At 70.9% G+C, this 17,090-nt stretch carries 15 protein-coding genes and 1 pseudogene; 10 read left to right on the top strand and 6 right to left on the bottom strand.

The features are described 5' to 3' along the window. Positions 1–166 precede the first annotated feature (166 nt). Positions 167–931 (top strand): Shedu anti-phage system protein SduA domain-containing protein, encoded by a 765-nt coding sequence (locus J8403_RS06305; protein WP_211122273.1) that lies wholly within the window; start codon positions 167–169, stop codon positions 929–931. Between the two features lie 318 nt (positions 932–1,249). Then, positions 1,250–2,430 (top strand): IS3 family transposase gene (locus J8403_RS06310; RefSeq protein ID WP_211121232.1). Its coding sequence is split into 2 segments (ribosomal slippage): positions 1,250–1,534 and positions 1,537–2,430, totalling 1,179 coding nucleotides; the frame shifts between segments, so codons are not numbered across the junction. Here J8403_RS06310 and J8403_RS06315 read toward each other — a convergent pair. After that, the gene (locus tag J8403_RS06315; RefSeq protein WP_246585721.1) at positions 2,337–3,242 is read right to left on the bottom strand and encodes a hypothetical protein; all 906 of its coding nucleotides are present in this window, start codon (positions 3,240–3,242) and stop codon (positions 2,337–2,339) included. The genes J8403_RS06310 and J8403_RS06315 overlap by 94 nt on opposite strands. Before the next feature lie 194 nt (positions 3,243–3,436). On the opposite strand from J8403_RS06315, the gene J8403_RS06320 reads away from it, so the two are divergent. Further along, complete coding sequence (locus J8403_RS06320; RefSeq protein WP_211122274.1) at positions 3,437–4,294, top strand: hypothetical protein; 858 nt, start codon at positions 3,437–3,439, stop codon at positions 4,292–4,294. Between the two features lie 5 nt (positions 4,295–4,299). Here J8403_RS06320 and J8403_RS06325 read toward each other — a convergent pair. Then, a pseudogene (locus tag J8403_RS06325) lies at positions 4,300–4,525 on the bottom strand (Sua5/YciO/YrdC/YwlC family protein); the annotation flags it as partial. A 68-nt stretch (positions 4,526–4,593) separates the two neighbouring features. Continuing rightward, positions 4,594–5,034 carry a hypothetical protein gene (locus J8403_RS06330; protein WP_211122275.1) on the bottom strand — a complete coding sequence of 147 codons (441 nt, stop codon included), beginning with the start codon at positions 5,032–5,034 and terminating at the stop codon, positions 4,594–4,596. Between the two features lie 148 nt (positions 5,035–5,182). Here J8403_RS06330 and J8403_RS06335 point away from each other — a divergent pair, with 148 nt between their 5' ends. Further along, positions 5,183–6,403: an ROK family protein gene (locus J8403_RS06335; protein ID WP_211122276.1), complete on the top strand. Its 1,221-nt coding sequence runs from the start codon at positions 5,183–5,185 to the stop codon at positions 6,401–6,403. A 305-nt stretch (positions 6,404–6,708) separates the two neighbouring features. On the opposite strand, the gene J8403_RS06340 is transcribed toward J8403_RS06335, so the two are convergent. After that, the gene (locus J8403_RS06340) at positions 6,709–7,455 is read right to left on the bottom strand and encodes a GntR family transcriptional regulator (protein ID WP_211122277.1); all 747 of its coding nucleotides are present in this window, start codon (positions 7,453–7,455) and stop codon (positions 6,709–6,711) included. Between the two features lie 201 nt (positions 7,456–7,656). Here J8403_RS06340 and J8403_RS06345 point away from each other — a divergent pair, with 201 nt between their 5' ends. Next, a complete protein-coding gene (locus tag J8403_RS06345; protein ID WP_211128103.1) occupies positions 7,657–8,403 on the top strand; it encodes an SDR family oxidoreductase in 747 nt (248 codons plus the stop codon). Positions 8,404–8,587: 184 nt separating this feature from the next. Beyond that, positions 8,588–9,418 carry an alpha/beta fold hydrolase gene (locus tag J8403_RS06350; protein ID WP_211122278.1) on the top strand — a complete coding sequence of 277 codons (831 nt, stop codon included), beginning with the start codon at positions 8,588–8,590 and terminating at the stop codon, positions 9,416–9,418. A gap of 107 nt (positions 9,419–9,525) precedes the next feature. Here the strand turns inward: J8403_RS06350 and J8403_RS06355 are convergent, their stop codons facing one another. Next, the gene (locus tag J8403_RS06355; protein ID WP_211122279.1) at positions 9,526–11,124 is read right to left on the bottom strand and encodes an alkaline phosphatase D family protein; all 1,599 of its coding nucleotides are present in this window, start codon (positions 11,122–11,124) and stop codon (positions 9,526–9,528) included. Between the two features lie 197 nt (positions 11,125–11,321). On the opposite strand from J8403_RS06355, the gene J8403_RS06360 reads away from it, so the two are divergent. After that, entirely contained in the window at positions 11,322–11,855 is a 534-nt protein-coding gene (locus J8403_RS06360) for a DUF1990 domain-containing protein (protein ID WP_211122280.1), read from the top strand. 123 nt (positions 11,856–11,978) lie between these two features. Continuing rightward, positions 11,979–13,244 (top strand): GNAT family N-acetyltransferase, encoded by a 1,266-nt coding sequence (locus J8403_RS06365; protein ID WP_211122281.1) that lies wholly within the window; start codon positions 11,979–11,981, stop codon positions 13,242–13,244. On the opposite strand, the gene J8403_RS06370 is transcribed toward J8403_RS06365, so the two are convergent. Further along, the gene (locus tag J8403_RS06370; RefSeq protein WP_425519884.1) at positions 13,183–14,487 is read right to left on the bottom strand and encodes a trans-sulfuration enzyme family protein; all 1,305 of its coding nucleotides are present in this window, start codon (positions 14,485–14,487) and stop codon (positions 13,183–13,185) included. The two genes, J8403_RS06365 and J8403_RS06370, sit on opposite strands and share 62 nt — an antisense overlap. Before the next feature lie 95 nt (positions 14,488–14,582). Between J8403_RS06370 and J8403_RS06375 the strand changes: the two genes are divergently transcribed. Together J8403_RS06375 and J8403_RS06380 are read left to right on the top strand one after the other, a co-directional pair. After that, a complete protein-coding gene (locus J8403_RS06375) occupies positions 14,583–15,077 on the top strand; it encodes an Lrp/AsnC family transcriptional regulator (protein WP_093466761.1) in 495 nt (164 codons plus the stop codon). A 73-nt stretch (positions 15,078–15,150) separates the two neighbouring features. After that, on the top strand, positions 15,151–16,833 hold the full coding sequence (locus tag J8403_RS06380; RefSeq protein ID WP_211122283.1) for a DUF885 domain-containing protein: 1,683 nt from the start codon (positions 15,151–15,153) through the stop codon (positions 16,831–16,833). Positions 16,834–17,090: the final 257 nt, after the last annotated feature.

The following is a 17,090-nucleotide window of genomic DNA, read 5'->3' on the forward strand; positions in this document are numbered from 1 at the left end:
GTCTCACCCTTGCGCCTCCATTCATACTGCTGCGGTGGACACCTTCCGCCATGCAGAGACCGACACAAGGCCAGAACGCCCCCTGGCAACATCTTGGGATACGTATCGAGCAGCCTTGCTGCCCCGATGGCAGAGTCTTCTAAGTTCTTCGCCCAGCGAGCGGGAGATGCAGGAGTTCTTGGAGCTTCACCCGTGCTTCCTCCCTGGAGCGACGGACAACATCGGTCCCGGAGGTCATCACAGACCTTCGTTCTCGTCCGTGATTCGACAGCCGCCGCTCAAGGGTCTCGGCCCTACGCGCCTCCCCGACTTCATGTGGGTTCGACTGGACACCGGAGCCATCCGCCCGATCTGCATCGAGATTGAGAGTCCTCGGAAGGCTTGGTTCAACAAGGGGTCGAGGACTCCGACTGCCAAACTCACTCAAGCGATCGACCAACTCACTGAGTGGAAGGTTTGGTTTTCTTCCCCCGAGAACCAGCTCATTTTTGCGAAGACGTACGCACCCAGCTACTCGCACCGCCCAGTCGAGCCTCAGTTCGTTCTCGTCTATGGGCGAGACGCCGAGTTTCGGGCGGCCACTTCACCCCACGACAATCCCGACTACATGAGGCAGAAGCGTGACCACATGCCTCGGGACCGTGAGCTCTACTTCACCTACGATCAGTTAGCTCCGGAGCGAGAAGCAGGGGACTATGCGGCCCTCACATACCAAGTTGACCAGTGGGTCCTACATTCGCTGCCGCCCACCTTCTCAACGGGTCAGCACGTGATGGAAATAAGCAAGGTCATCAGGGATCCTTCGGAGGTGGTACTTCGAACGGATCTTATGAGTGCGGAGAGGAAGGCTTACGTCATCGAACGCTGGGAGTATTGGCGTTCAGTGGCACTCTCTGAGCACACCCACTTCATTGCCGTCGGTCGTGAGTAGTCGAGTACGCGAGACTGCCGCACGGACCTAGCGCCCGCACTCCTGCTGTCATGAGCGCCCCGCGCCAGTCTCAGGCCGCGGGGCGCTTACTGTTCCGGGCGGTTCGGACCGATCTACGAGGCGTGGCCAGCGCAGTGTTGATCCCGGCGTTCATACGCCGGGAGGACAGTCACTCATCAGCTGCTTGTAGGTGTGGCTCAATCTACCCGGGCGATCCTGAAGATGGCCACGGTGCCCAGGAATGGCGAAGGGGGACTGCTGCAGGGTTGGGTGACACCTGACCTGGCTTGCTGAGAGGCGGCCTGGAAGGATGTTGCAGTGCCCAAGCCGTATCCGAAGGAGTTCCGCGAGGACGTCGTGCGGGTCGCGCGCAACCGCGAGCCCGGCGTCACGCTGGAGCAGATCGCCGCTGACTTCGGGGTCCACCCGATCACGTTGTCGAAGTGGCTGCGCCGCGCCGAGACCGACGAGGGCGCCAGGCCCGCAACGACGTCGGGTGAGTCGGCCGAGCTGCGCGAGGCCCGCAAGCGGATCCGGCTGCTGGAGCAGGAGAACGAAGTGCTCAGGAGGGCTGCGGCGTATCTGTCGCAGGCGAACCTGCCGGCAAAATGATGTACCCGCTCGTCCGCGAGCTGGCCGCCGCCGATGCCCCTTACCGGGTGCCGGTGGCGGTGACGTGCCGGGTGCTCGGGCTGGCCCGCCAGCCCTACTACCGGTGGCTGGCCCAGCCTGCCACCGACACCGAACTGACCCAGGCATACCGGGCCAACGCCCTGTTCGACGCGCACCGCGACGATCCCGAGTTCGGGCACCGCTTCCTTCTCGACGAGGCCCACGCCGCCGGTGAGGCGATGGCTGAGCGGACCGCCTGGCGGATCTGCCGGGACAACGGCTGGTGGAGTGCCTTCGGCAAACGCAGGGGCCGCGGGAAGAACGCCAAAGCCGGGCCACCGGTCCACGATGACCTGGTGCGGCGGAACTTCACCGCGGACGGGCCGAACCGGTTGTGGCTCACGGACATCACCGAGCACGCGACCGCCGAGGGCAAGCTCTATCTGTGCGCCGTCAAGGACGTGTACTCCGGCCGCATCGTGGGCTATTCCATCGACGGCCGGATGAAGTCCCGCCTCGCGGCGGCCGCGCTGGGGTCCGCCGTCGCCCGCCGCGGCCCCGCTGCGGGATGCATCGTGCACTCCGACCGCGGATCGCAATTCCGGTCCCGCAAGGTCGCCGCCGTCCTCACCCGGCACGGCCTGGTCGGCTCAATGGGCCGGGTCGGGGCCGCAGGCGACAACGCCGCAATGGAGAGCTTCTTCGCACTGCTGCAGAAGAACGTCCTCGACCGCCGCGTCTGGGCCACCCGCCAGGAGTTGCGGATCGCGATCGTCACCTGGATCGAGCGGACCTACCACCGACGCCGGCGGCAACGACGCCTGGGCCGATTGACCCCCGTCGAGTACGAGACCATCATGACCCCACCCGCAGCTCTGGCTGCATAAACCCCGCTGTCACCCGATCGTGCAGCAGTCCCAGGGCCGCCAGTAAGAGGGTAGTTGTCCAGCGTCGCGGAGTAGAGGGCGAGTGCCTTCTTTGCAAGCTCGTCCAGGATGGCCGTGATGCTTCGCTGTGCGTCTCGTACCGACGAGCTAGAGAACTCGATGTCTCCTGAGATATCGCTCCAATCCCGGAAGCTTTGAACGGCACCGTCAATGAGATCCTGCTCTTCGTCAGTGCAGTCGTCCGGTTCTTCATGGGGCAACCACCCAAGGCAGCCGGAGAGGATCGGCCAGAGATCTCGTCCCGTCTTCATGTGGCTGAGCACCACGATTTCAAACTCTGGCTCGTCCACTGTGACGACGTCGATGATCCTGTCGACCTGCGCCCGCTTGAGCTTGCTGATCTCATCAGCGAGCGTCTTGAGTCCCCATACCTCGATAGTGACGCTCGGGTGCAACGGGCGAAGCTCGTTGTCGATGAACTGGTCGACCTCGCCCGGCAGGGTGTCGTTGGTGAGGAAGCGCCACACCTTCACCTCACGGTGCTCTTGGAGACAGCCTTCCAAGTCACCGCGGATTTTCGTCTTGGCCTTGTCGATCCGCTCGCCGCGCGTGGCGTGCGCCGCGAAGAACACACGAGCCTTCGGACAGTAGCCGTCGTTCTTGGTGTCGCCCTTCGGTCCGGCGGCCCGCACCGGTTGGTAGTCGCCGGGGTACAGCTCCAGGCCGAGCCGGTCCATGCAGTCCTGGAAGGTGTTGCCCTCCATGCGGAGGAGCTGACCTTCAACGAGCTTGCGCAGCGAGTTGAGATCCACGGCAGCCATTACCGCACAGCCCGTGCCTGCTGCGCAGCTAGGTTGGGCGGATCAAGCAGGCGTAGCCGACGGGGGGGTGGTCAAGGCGTTCATGGGTTGCTCGGACAGCGCGTACATCGTCGCAACTCAATTGACCTCCATCCGTGTTGTCCCGATCCTGGAGCGTTCGTCTCCACTAACACGAGAGGGCGATCATGAACGAGGCATGGGTCAACATCGGCTGGGCGAACAACGCGGTGCGGCTCGACCTTAAGAAGGTGCAGGGCTCCAGCGGCCTCGGCGTAATGCAGCTTCGCTTCCACGTCGAAGCCTCCTGTCGGGATGAGCTGGCGGCACAGAAGCCGCTGTGGTTCGAGGGTGGGTTGTTTGCAGAAGGTCTTGGGACATCGAGCGGCTATGTGAGACGCCTCATTGTCGAAGACTCGCCGGTCACTCTGCATAGCTTGGCGGCTACGACGACCTTCGTCCTGGTGGCCGACGTCGAGCACCGGCAGCTCCAGGTCATTGAGGAGCACCGCACGCGCGGGATGAAGTTCCGCTTGCAGCTCACCGGTACCGCCATGACTGATGGCAACCTCACTCGCATCGGGGTGGGCAACCTTGAGTGCGAGGTGAACCAGAGCGACTGGGCGGCGATCCTTGAACAGATGCAGTACCGCCGACTGCTTCTGATCGAGTTGGACGCACCGGACACCGCTCGGTCGTCTGAGTTCAAGGTGGCTCTCGACTACTACCGCGACGCCGAGAAGCAATATCTCAAGCAGGAGTGGCGTCTGACCCTGGAAGCGCTCCGTCAGTCCCTTGCTGCGCTCGTCGGCAAGAAGGCGGACGACGAGCACGACACGGCCGACGTTGAAACGGCGGCCAAGGATCTCCGCAAGGAGTCGAACAAGACGCGTGTCGGCTACCCGCCGCGTGCCGAGCAGGTACGCCGCGCGCTCAAGTTCATGGCCGACCTCGGGGCACACCCGGAGGTTGCCGAGACAACCAAGACCGATGCGTACTCCACCCTCCTCATGGTCGGTGGACTGCTGCACGGGTGGCAGCGATGAAACGCCAGGTGCGCGAAGTTGTGGCACACCAGCGTGAAGTGGTGACGCTCGTCGAGGTTCCGGATCGACCGGATCCGGCCGATGCCGTCACTATTGCCCAGTCGGCATCCCAGTGCGAAGCAGGAGTCCGTCGGGTAGGCCAATGAGCGCGCCGGAGCGGATCATGTCAGCCACCTTGCTGATGGTGCGCTGCTGTGGGTTCTCGGGGTGCACATCGAAGTACTTCGCCATCCACCGAGCCTATGCGATCAGGACACCCCGGTCGTTTCGTGCCCCCGACGCGGCCGAGCCCGACGATGTCATATCGTGCCCTCCTCCCCTATCGCCACCAGCAGCTGGAACGGCAGCTCGCGGTCGCCCTGCCCGACGCCCAGCCCGACCCAGCGGCCGTCGAGGCGCCAGATGCTCAGCTCGGGGACGTAACCGCACAGGGTGTCCAGCGGGGGCGGAACGGGCTCGCCCATCGCCGAGCGCTCCAGGGAGTCGGCGAGATCGAGGACATCGGGGGCGCCCCACCGTAAGGTCAGCACCTGGACCAGCACGCTCAGCTCGGCCTCGAACTCCTCCAGCACTTCCTCGACCCGGGTCAGATCGGCGTCCCAGAACTCCTCGCTGACGCGGAGGTCGGCGACATGGAAGCCGGGGCCGCTCTCCACCCGCCCGTCGGCGGCCCGCTGCGCGGGGAAGTCCCGCACGCGCAGCTGCTCGATGGTGGCCACATGGTCCGCCGTACTGGTCATGGTGTCAGTAAACCGTGCGGGTCGGACATCTGGCCGCCCGTCAGATGACCATCTCGGCGGCCGGACGGTCCGGGTGGGAGGAGGCACTCGCCGCCTCCCCGTCCAGCGGATACGATCCGGCAGATACGCACTGGGAGGGAGGCCGACGTTGGGGCGGCTCACCGGCGGGGATCCGTCTCTGCTGCGACGCATCAACTCCGCCGTGGTACTGCACGCGTTGCGCGCGGCGACCGCGTCCGGCACGGCCACCGAGGGTGGCCCGGACGACGCGGGCGGCTGTGCCGGAAGCGCGAGCCTCACCGATCTCACACGGGTGACCGGACTGTCCCGGCCCACCGTCGAGGGCGTGATCGACGGGCTGGCCGACAGCGGGCTTGTGGTCGAGGTGCCCGCCGAGGAGGGCGGCGTCCGCCGCCAGGGCCGCCCCGCGCGCCGCTTCCGCTTCCGGGCCGAGGCCGGGCATCTGCTGGGCATAGAGATAGGGGCACACCGGGTCGCCGCGCTCCTTTCGGACCTGGACGGACACGCGCTCGGCTCGATCGTGCGCGAGGTGTCGGAGAAGGCGTCGGCGGACGAGCGGCTGGAGCGGGTGCGCACCGCCGTCGCGGATCTGCTGCGGCGCGCGGGGGTGGCCCGGTTCTCGCTGCGCGCGGTCGGGGTGGGCAGCCCCGGCATCGTCGAGGCCGACGGCACCGTCCATCTGTGCACCGCGCTCCCCGGCTGGACCGGGCTGCCCCTGGGCGAGCGGCTGCGGCGGTCCTTCCGCTGTCCGGTGCTGGTGGAGAACGACGCGAACACGGCGGCGGTGGCCGAGCACTGGAAGGGCGCGGCGGTCGGCTCGGACGATGTGGTCTTCGTGCTGGCCGGGTTGAGCCCGGGGGCCGGGTCGTTGATCGGCGGCCGGCTCCACCGCGGCTTCGGCGGCGCCGCCGGGGAGATCGGGGCGCTGCATCTGCTGGGCCGCGAGGCCGCCCCGGAGGAGGTGCTCTCCACGACCGGGGAGCCGCTGAACCCACTGGACGAGGCGCAGGTCGCGCGGGTCTTCGCGCTGGCCCGCGACGGCGACGCGCGGGCCCGCGCGGCCGTGGACCGCTTCGTCCGCAGGCTGGTGCACGACACGGCGGCCCTGGTGCTGGCGCTGGATCCCGAGGTCGTCGTGGTCGGCGGCTGGGCCGCCGGGCTGGACGGTGTGCTGGCCCCGCTGCGCGATGAGCTGTCCCGCTACTGTCTGCGGGCCCCGGAGGTCACGCTCTCGATGCTCGGCGAGGCGGCGGTGACCACGGGGGCGCTGCGGCTGGCCCTCGACCATGTGGAACAGGAGCTCTTCGCGGTCGACAGCACGGTGACGACCCGCCGCGCGAGCCGCTGACGCGAGCCGCTGACGCGGGACGCGGGGCGGACCGTTTCGGGTATCGGGTATCGGGTATCCGGTTGCGGAGTGCGTGCGCCGCGGCGGCGCGGCGCGGGCCGGACCTACGACCTGGGCCGGACCCGCGACATGCGCCGACCCCCACGCGAGGCGGGCCTACGACATGGGACGGGCTCCCGACGCGGGACGGACCCGCGACATGCGCCGGGCCAATGGCATGGGCCGAGCCCACGAGGCGGGCCGGGCCCATGAGGCCGGGCGGGCCCACGAGGCGGGGCGGGCCCACCACGCGAGGCAGCCCCGGATCAGCCCGCCAGCAGCTCCTCGCCCGCCGCGTCACCGAAGGTGAGCCGGCAGGTGTCGGCCCGGTAGGTGGCCACCGCGACGGCCGCGGTGCGGCCCTCGGCCACATAGCGGGTGGTCACGAGGAGGACGGGGGCGCCGGGCAGCCGGTCGAGCTCCTTGGCGTCGTCCGCGCGGGCCGAGCCCAGCTCCACGGTCTGCTCACGGCCCTCCAGCTCCAGCCGGCGCAGCTCGCGCAGCACGGCGCGGGCGCGGGCCAGCCCGCTGGGGGTGTCGATGGCGGCGAGGCCGGGGACGGACTCGGCCGGTACGTACAGCAGCTCGGCGGCGAGCGGCTGGCCGTGGCTCATCCGGGTGCGACGCACCCGGTGGACCGGGGTGTCGGGGTCGAGCTCCAGCAGCCGGGCGACCTCGGCGGGCGGCACGGCCTCGGTGCTGTCCACGGTCTGCCAGGTGTCCTCACCGGAGGTGTCGGTCCAGCCGTGGGCGTAGTCCCCGACGGCCACGCCGACGCGGGGCGGGGCGACGGTGGTGCCGACGCCGCGGCGACGCTGGAGCCTGCCCTCCAGCTCGAGCTGCTCGAGGGCCTGTCGGAGGGTGGCACGGGCGACGCCGAAGCGGGCTGCCAGCTCACGCTCGTTGGGCAGGATCTCCCCGACCGCGAACTCCGAGTCGAGCGCGTCGCTGAGCACGGTCTTCAGATGCCAGTACTTGGGCTCAGGCACCGATTCAAGCTGCGTGGTCCCCACGCTGTCCCCCTTGATTCCGACGGCCGGCAGTCGTGCGCGCCTGCACAGTTATGCGCGCTTCTTTATTAAAGGTTGTTGCAGTATCAATGTGACCATAAGGCGGCGTGCGAACTTGGTCAAGACCAATCCTTTGACCGGTTATCGTCGGTGACCGTCGGAACGAAATGCGTAACGGGGCGGGAGCTGAGCAAGCGGATGGGCATGGACCAGGTCACGGTGGTCACCGGGGGCAGTCGCGGAATCGGAGCGGCGGTGGCCGTGCGGCTCGCCCGCGCCGGGCACAGCGTCGCCATCGGCTACGAGAGCGCCCAGGACGCGGCCGAGCGGTGGGCGGCGGCGGTGCGCGCGGAGGGTGTGCGGTCGGTGGTCGTCCAGGCCGACACCAGCGACGCGGAGCAGGTCGAGGCGATGTTCGACCGGGTGCGGGAGGAACTGGGCCCGATCACCGGTCTGGTCAACAACGCCGGGATCACCGGGCCGTTGGGCCGCTTCACCGAGACCTCACCCGAGGTGATGCGCCGCGTCGTGGACGTCAATGTGACCGGGGCCCTGCTGTGCGCCCGGCGCGCGGCGCGCGAGATGTCCACGCGCCACGGCGGGCAGGGCGGCGCCATCGTGAACATCTCCTCGGGCGCGGCGACGACCGGCAGCCCCGGGGAGTACGTGCACTACGCGGCCAGCAAGGCGGCGGTCGACGCGATGACCGTCGGACTGTCGAAGGAGCTGGCGGCGGAGGGGATCCGGGTCAACTCCGTCCAGCCCGGGATGACGCTGACCGACATCCACGAGCGGATGGGCGACCCCGAGCGGCCGTGGCGCGTCCAGGGGCGGGTGCCGATGGGACGGCCGGGCGAGCCGGAGGAGATCGCGGGCGCGGTGGCGTGGCTGCTGTCGCCGGAGGCGTCGTACACGACGGGCGCGGTGCTGCGGGTCGCGGGCGGACTGTAGCCGCGCCGCGGGCACCGGGCACCGGGCACCGGGCACCGGGCACCGGGCACGCTCGGCGTAGGGGTAGGCGTAGGCACAGGCACCGGGACAGGCACCGGGACTACCCCCCGGTAACTCTTGCTGACATGCTGTCTCATACGCCGCATCCGCGCCTGCCCGAACGCCGATCGCGAGGAGCTCTCCCATGCCCGCGTCCCTCTCCTTTACCGTCGCCACCCCCGGCGGCCCCCGCACCGCCCGGGTCGTGCACGAACGGCGCGGCGCGGGGCGGCCGTTGGTACTGCTGCACGGCATCGGCCACCACTGGCAGGCATGGGAGCCGGTGCTGGACATCCTCGCGGTCGACCGCGAGGTGATCGCCGTGGATCTGCCCGGCTTCGGGGCGTCGGACGCGCTCCCGGACGGCATCCCCTACGACCTCGACGGCGTCATACGGGTGCTCGGCGCGCTCTTCGAATCCCTTGGCGTCAAACGCCCCGACGTGGCCGGGAACTCGCTGGGCGGGCTGTTCGCCCTGGAGCTGGGCCGGCTCGGACTCGTACGGACCGTCACCGCGCTGTCCCCGGCCCAGTTCTGGAACGAGGCCGAGCGCCGCTACGCCTTCGGTGTGCTGTCCGTCATGCGGGCCGGTGCGCGGGCGCTGCCGCCGCCGCTGGTGGCGTGGCTGGCCCGCGGCGCGGCCGGACGGGCCGCGCTGACCGGCGCCATCTACGCCCGGCCCGCGCGGCGTTCACCGGCCGCGGTCGTCGCGGAGACGCGGGCGATGCGTGAGGCGGTCGGCTTCGACGCCACGCTCGCCGCCGGAAACTCCGAGCTGTTCACGCATGACATCCCCGATATCCCGGTCACCATCGCCTGGGGCTCGCGCGACCGGGTGCTGCCGCGCCGCCAGGGCGTCCGCGCCAAGAGGGTCATCCCCGGCGCCCGGCTGGTCCGGCTCCCCGGCTGCGGCCACGTGCCCATGAACGACGACCCGGCGCTGGTCGCCCGCGTCATCCTGGACGGCAGCCGCTGACGACCGGCTTCGCGCCCGGCGTCCCGGATCTCCCGCTGTTCCCGTCGCGGCCCGGTGCGCGGCCCCGTGGGTGTTCCGCACGGGGCCGCGGACCGCGCCGCATACGGCTACTGGCCGACCAGACCAGGACGGAGAACCTTGGTGAAGAGCACCTTGCCGCCGTCCTCGCGCAGCCGGACCGTCATCTCGGCGCTGTCGCCGTCGATGTCCACCTCGCCGTAGAACTGGAAGCCCTCGGCGGGCGAGACGTTCGCCACGGTCGGCGCCTTGACGAAGGGCTGCTCGGGGCCGAACGTGCCGTCCAGCTTGACCGAGGGGAAGGCGCCCGCGTTCAGCGGACCGGAGACGAACTCCCAGAACGGGGCGAAGTCCTTGAACGCCGCCCGCGAGGGGTCGTAGTGCTGCGCCGAGGTGTAGTGGACGTCCGCCGTCAGCCACACCGTGCCGGTGATCTTCCGGTGCTTGATGTGCCGGAGCAGGTCGGCCATCTGCAGCTCACGGCCGAGCGGGGCGCCCGGGTCGCCCTGCGCGACGGCCTCGAAATCGGTGTCCCCGTCCGGGACCACCAGGCCCAGCGGCATATCGCAGGCGATGACCTTCCACACCGCGCGCGACCGCGACAGCTCGCGCTTGAGCCACCTCAGCTGCTCGGCGCCGAGGATGCCCTGGGCGTCCTCCGGCTGGCGGTTCGGCGAGTTGGCGTCACGGTAGGTGCGGCAGTCCAGCACGAAGACGTCCAGCAGCGGGCCATGGTGCTGGACCCGGTAGACGCGGCCGCTCGCGTCCGGCCGCAGCGTGCTGATCGGGAAGTACTCGGCGAACGCCCGGCGCGCCCGGGCGGCCAGCACGTCGACGTTCTTCTCGGTGTAGCGGTCGTCGACCAGGATCTCGCCCGGGTACCAGTTGTTGAGCACCTCGTGGTCGTCCCACTGGGTGATGGTCGGCACCTCGGCGTGGAAGCGGCGCAGCGCGGCGTCCAGGAGGTTGTAGCGGAAGTTGCCGCGGTACTCGTCGAGCGTCTCGGCGACCTTGGTCTTCTCCGGGGTGATGAGGTTGCGCCAGGTGGAACCGTCGGGCAGCTTGACGGTCTCGGTCATCGGGCCGTCGGCGTAGATGTTGTCGCCGCTGCACAGGAAGAACTCCGGCTCGCGGCGGCGCATCTCCTCGAAGATGCGGTAGCCGCCGTGGTCCGGGTTGATGCCCCAGCCCTGCCCCGCCAGATCGCCCGACCAGACGAAACGCACGTCCTTACGGCGCTCGGGAACCGTGCGGAACGTGCCGTGGACCGCCTCGCTGGTGCGGCGCGGGTCCTCCGGGTCGGCCAGCAGCACCCGGTAGTGCACCTGGCTCCCGGCGGGCAGGCCGTGCAGTGCGGTGCGGCCGGTGAAGTCGGTGCCGGGACCGACCAGCGGGCCCCGCCACCGCTTGGCCCGCGCGAAGGACTCGGTCGCGGACGTCTCCACGATCATGCGGGCCGGACGGTCGGAGCGGACCCACACCAGCCCCGAAGACGTCGTCACATCGCCCACCTGAACGCCCCACTGGGCGCTCGGACGCCCCGACAGCGCCTGGGCGGGCGCGCCGGACGTGCCGGACGCGGCCGACGCGGCCGATGCCACGGCGGGCACCGCGAGCGCCGCCGACGCGGCCGCCGACCCCTGCAGTACCGTGCGCCGTCCGATCCCTCTGCCGGATTCCCGCCCCATGGTGCCCTCCCGTTGCTCGTAGAACTGCTGTGCTGTTGTGTTTGTTATCGGTGCAAGATGCCGCCCTTACGAACGCCCAGTGAATAACCGGGCGCCCGCACCGGGGAAGTGCCCCGCGCGCCGTCCCCGAGAAGTCACCGTAAGGGCTGCCACGTTTCCGCGCCGGGCACCGTAAGGGCGCCGCGTACCGTACGGGCATGGGATCCACCGACGCCCCCGGCCCGGCCTCCCGTCTCACCTATCCGGAGGTGGGCGCCACCCGGCGGTGGCCGCTGCCCGCCGGCTATCACCATCTGCGGGTGCGGACCCGTGTCGGCCACGGGCGGGGCACGTTCGAGGCGGCCGGACGGGCGGTCATGGACTGGCGGATGCACCGGGCGGTGGGGGTGTCGATCCGCGCCGCGGATCCGCTCGCCACCCCGGGGCGCCCGGTCGTGGTGGGCCTGGGGTTCGGGCGGCTGCGGCTGCGCGCGCCGTGCGAGGTGGTGTGGACGGTCGCGGAGGAGACGCGGACCGGCTTCGCGTACGGCACGCTGCCCGGCCATCCGGAGCGCGGCGAGGAGTCGTTCCTGGTGGAGCTGGAGCCGGATGGCTCGGTGGTGCTGACGGTGACGGCGTTCAGCCGCCCCGACTCCTGGTTCAGCCGGGCCGGCGGGCCGCTGGTGCCGCTCTTCCAGCGGGCGTACGCACGACGTTGCGGCAGGGTACTGCGCAGGTGGGCGGTAGAGTGACGGAACCTCGGACTTCAACCTTTTGATTTCGGACAAAATAAGCTTCTGTTATCAGATACGCCCTTAACCCATAGGTCACAGTCCGTTCGTGATCACGCAACACCTTTGCGCGAGGGTGTTTGCATGACATTTCGAGCGACCCCCGAGCCCCCTTCCCGGCGCCGCCCCCGCTGGCGGCACGAGCTGGTCGCATGGTGGTCACGGCGCCAGGACCACGCGCCGCCGGGCAGCTCACCCTCGCCCGCGGCCGACGCACACACCGCCCACGCCGCGGGCGCCCCGGAGACCACGGACCCCGAGGCCACCACGCTGTGGCGGATGCGCACGACCGTACGGGACGAGCCGGGCACCCTCGCCGCGCTGTGCGCGGCGCTGGCCGGGCACCAGGTCGACATCCTGGCCCTGCAGACCCATCCGCTGACGGACGGCACGGTGGACGAATTCCTGCTGCGCGCGCCCGAGGCCCTGCCCGCCGCCGAGCTGACCGACGCCGTCGCGGCCGCGGGCGGCAGCGACACCTGGGTCGAGCGGGCCGACGCCCACGACCTGGTGGACGCGCCGACCCGGGCGCTGACCCTGGCCACCCGCACCGCCCTGGACGCCGCCGAACTCCCGCTCGCCCTGCGCCAGTTGTTCGGCCGCTGCACCATCCACTCGGTTCCCGCCAAGTCCTTCAGCGGCCGCTCCCTGGAGAGCACCCCGCCCGCCGAAGGTGTCCTGGAGGAGACCGTGATGCGGCTGCGCGACCCGTCCGGCGGCGCGATCATCATCGAGCGGCCGTATCTGCCGTTCACCCCGACCGAGTTCGCCCGGGCCCGTGCGCTGGTCGAGCTGGACGCCCGGCTCGGCCCGCGGATCCCGCACGACGGCGATGTGCTGACGCTGCCCGAGGGCAACGCCATCACCGTGCGCCGCGCCGACGCCGGCGACCTGGCCGCGGCCCGCGAGATGCACGTCCGCTGCTCCCCCGCGACGCTCGCGCTGCGCTACCACGGGCCGGTCGGCGACGCCGACCGCTACCTCGCCCATCTGCTGAGCCCGCGCTTCGGCCGCACCCTGGCCGCGTACACCGCCTCCGGGCGGCTGGTCGCCCTCGGCCATCTGCTGTGGGACGGGGACGAGGCCGAGGTCGCGCTGATCGTCGAGGACGAGTGGCAGCGGCGCGGCGTCGGCGGGGAGCTGCTGCGGCGGCTGGTCGCGATGGCCGCCGAGACCGGCTACGAGAGCGTCTACGCCGTCACCCAGTCGGCCAACACCGGCATGGTGACCGCGATGCGCGCCCTCGAACTGCCGCTGGACTACCAGATCGAGCAGGGCACGCTGGTGATCAGCGCCCGCCTGGACCCGGCACCGGCACCGGCACCGGTCCCCCCGCTGCCGCACTGCTGACACCGGCCGGGACGTCGCCGTGGGCCGCGGGCCGCGCCCGGTGGGCGCCGCGCCCGGCCGGGCTGCCGTCGAGCGCCTGGTCCAGGTCGCGCCACACGTCCTCGACGTCCTCGAGCCCGACCGACATCCGCAGCAGCCGGTCGCCGATCCCCGAGGAGTGGCGGTCCCCCTCGGCCACGATCCGGTGGCTGATGGAGGCCGGGTGCTGGATGAGGGTGTCCACACTGCCCAGGCTGACGGCCGGGGTGATCAGCCGCACCCCGGCGATCACCGCATGCGGATCGCCGTGGGTCTCGAAGGCGACCATCGCCCCGCCGATCCGCGGATAGTGGACGCGGGCCACCCGGGGGTCGGCGGCCAGCCGCCGGGCCAGCTCGGCGGCGGTCGCCGAGGCGGCCCGCATCCGTACGGGCAGCGTGGACAGTCCGCGCAGCAGCAGATATCCGGCGAGCGGATGCAGCACCCCGCCGGTGGCGAACCGCACCTGACGCAGCGCCCGGGCGAACTCCTCGTCGCAGGCCACCACGCCGCCCATCACATCGCCGTGGCCGCCGAGGTACTTGGTGGCGCTGTGCAGGACGGCGCTCGCGCCCCGCTCGGCCGGGCGCTGCAGCACCGGAGTGGCGAAGGTGTTGTCCGCGAGCAGCGGCACGGTGCCGCAGGAGTGGGCGACGGCCCGCAGATCGACCTCGGCGAGCGTCGGATTGGCCGGGGTCTCCACCATGACCAGGCCGGTGTCGGGGCGTATCGCCGCCGCGATCCCGGCCGGATCCACCCAGGTGACCTCGGTGCCCAGCAGCCCGGCGTCCAGCAGATGGTCGCTGCATCCGTACAGCGGGCGGACCGCGACCACATGCCGCAGCCCCTGGGCACCGCGCGCCAGCAGACACGCGCTGAGCGCCGCCATGCCGCTGGCGAACGCGACCGCGCTCTCGGTGCCCTCCAGCCGGGCCAGGGCGGTCTCGAAGCGGGCCACGGTGGGATTGTCCAGGCGGGCGTAGACGGGCGGGCCGTCCGGCCGGGCGCCGGTGGCGGCGAACGCGTCGATCCTGGCGGCCTCCTGGCGGCTGTCGTACGAGGGGTAGGTCGTCGACAGATCCAGGGGTACGGCGTGCAGTCCCCTGGCCGGAAGGTCCTCGCGCCCGGCGTGGACGGCCTCGGTGGCGAAGGCGTGCCGTGCGCCGTGGGTGCCCGGCGCGCTTCCCGTGGTCCCCGCGGCCCCCGCGGCCCCCGTGGTCCCCATGCTCTCCGTGGTCTCCGTGCTCTCCCTGATGTCCATGGGTGAAGGGTGAACAACCACCGGAAGCCCGCGGTCGATGCCCGTGCTACGTTCGGCCGATGGCCGAAACCGTCGTTCTCGATCCGGTGGACCTCCAGATTCTGCGGCTGCTGCAGAACGACGCCCGGACCACCTACCGCGATCTGGCCGCCCAGGTCGGCGTGGCGCCCTCGACCTGTCTGGACCGGGTGACCCGGCTGCGCCGCTCCGGCGTGATCCTCGGCCATGAACTCCGCCTGGACCCCGCCAAGCTGGGGCGCGGCCTCGAGGCCCTGCTCTCGGTCCAGCTCCGGCCCCACCGCCGGGAGCTGGTCGGCCCGTTCGTGGAGCGGATCCGGGCGCTGCCCGAGTCCCGGGCGCTGTTCCATCTGGCCGGGCCGGACGACTATCTGGTGCACGTCGCGGTGGCCGACACCGCCGATCTGCAGCGGCTGGTGCTGGACGAGTTCACCTCGCGCCGCGAGGTGGCCCGGGTCGAGACCCGGCTGATCTTCCAGCAGTGGAGCTGCGGCCCCCTGCTGCCGCCCGCCCGAGACGGCTCGGCAATCTCGTAGCACACCTCTGTTCCCGCTCGTCACACTCCCGTGGTGCTGACGCCGCACCCCGGAACGTACGAGGATGGGCCGCATGTCCGATACCAAGAACGCTCCGCTGCCCCGTCAGGTCGCCGACAGCTATGTCGACGCCCTCATCGAACTCGACCCGATCACCGGCACCTACCTGGGCGTTCCCGAGAGCTCCCGGCGCCTCCCGGACTTCTCCCCCGACGGGGCCGAGGCCGTCGCCGATCTCTCCCGCACCACCCTGGCCCGGCTGGCCGAGGCCGAGGCGCGCCCCGGTGCGGACAGCGACGCCGAGCGCCGCTGCGCCCGGCTGCTGCGGGAGCGGCTGACCGCCGAGCTCGCCGTGCACGACGCCCATGAGGGGCTGCGCGCGGTCAGCAATCTGAGCTCCCCGCTGCACTCGGTGCGCGGCATCTTCACCGTGATGCCCAGCGAGACCGAGGAGGACTGGGCGGCCGTCGCGGCCCGGCTGCGCGCCGTACCGGCCGCGCTGGAGGGATACCGCGCCTCGCTCGCCGAGGGGCTGCGGCGGAACCTGCCGGCCGGGCCCCGGCAGGTGGCCACGGTCCTGGAGCAGTTGACGGAGTGGATCGGCACGGACGGCGGCTGGTTCGCCGACTTCACCGCCGAGGGGCCGGACGCGCTGCGCGGTGAGCTGGACGAGGCGGCCGCCGCGGCGACGGGCGCGCTGGTCGCGCTCCGCGACTGGCTGCGCGAGACCTACGCCCCGGCCGTCGAGGGCGCCCCCGATGTGGTGGGGCGCGAGCGCTACCGCCGCTGGGCCCGGATGTGGAACGGCACCGATCTCGACCTGGACGAGGCGTACGCCTACGGCTGGTCGGAATTCCACCGCATCCACGCCGAGATGCGCACCGAGGCCGAGAAGATCCTGCCGGGCGCCAACCCGTGGGAGGCCCTGCGCCACCTCGACACCCACGGTGCGCATATCGAGGGCGTCGAGGAGACGCGGGTGTGGCTGCAGGAGCTGATGGACGAGGCCATCGAGGAGCTGAACGGCACCCACTTCGACCTGGCCGAGCGGGTCAAGCGGGTCGAGTCGATGATCGCCCCGCCGGGCAGCGCGGCGGCGCCGTACTACACCCAGCCGTCGGTGGACTTCTCCCGCCCCGGCCGGACCTGGCTGCCCACGATGGGCGAGACCCGCTTCCCCGTCTACGACCTGGTCTCCACCTGGTACCACGAGGGCGTCCCCGGCCACCATCTGCAACTCGCCCAGTGGGCACACGTCTCCGACCAGCTCTCCCGCTACCAGGCCACGGTCGGCATGGTCAGCGCCAACGCGGAGGGCTGGGCGCTGTACGCGGAGCGGCTCATGGACGAGCTGGGCTTCCTGTCGGACCCGGAGCGGCGGCTGGGCTATCTGGACGCGCAGATGATGCGGGCGCTGCGGGTGATCGTCGACATCGGGATGCACCTGGAGCTGGAGATCCCCGCCGATTCGCCCTTCCACCCCGGTGAGCGGTGGACCCCGGAGCTGGCGCGCGAGTTCTTCGGGCTGCACTGCGGCCGTCCGGCGGAGTTCCTCGACAGTGAGCTGGTGCGCTACCTGGGCATGCCGGGCCAGGCCATCGGCTACAAGCTGGGCGAGCGGGCGTGGCTGACGGGGCGGGAGGCGGCCCGCAAGGCGCACGGCGACGCCTTCGACGCCAAGAAGTGGCATATGGCGGCGCTGTCGCAGGGCTCGCTGGGTCTCGACGACCTGGTGGAGGAGCTGTCGGCGCTCTGAGCCTGCGCTGAGGTCGGGGTGAGGGCGCGCCACATCCGTACGGGCGCGACCCGCCCACTACAGCCTGTCCGGCGGACCACGCGGGGACTTCGCCCCTGACCCCGGGGTCTGGGGGCGGAGCCCCGCTCCGGGACCTGAGGCGAGGCCCGGGCCCGGGGCCCCTGGGGCGGAGCCCCGATCCAGGTCTGAGGCGAACCCGAGCCCGGGACCTGAGGCGAAACCCGGGCCCGGAGTCTGGGGCAGAGCCTCGATCCGGA

This window comes from Streptomyces yatensis, assembly GCF_018069625.1.
In the GTDB taxonomy this organism is placed as follows: Bacteria; Actinomycetota; Actinomycetes; order Streptomycetales; family Streptomycetaceae; genus Streptomyces; species Streptomyces yatensis.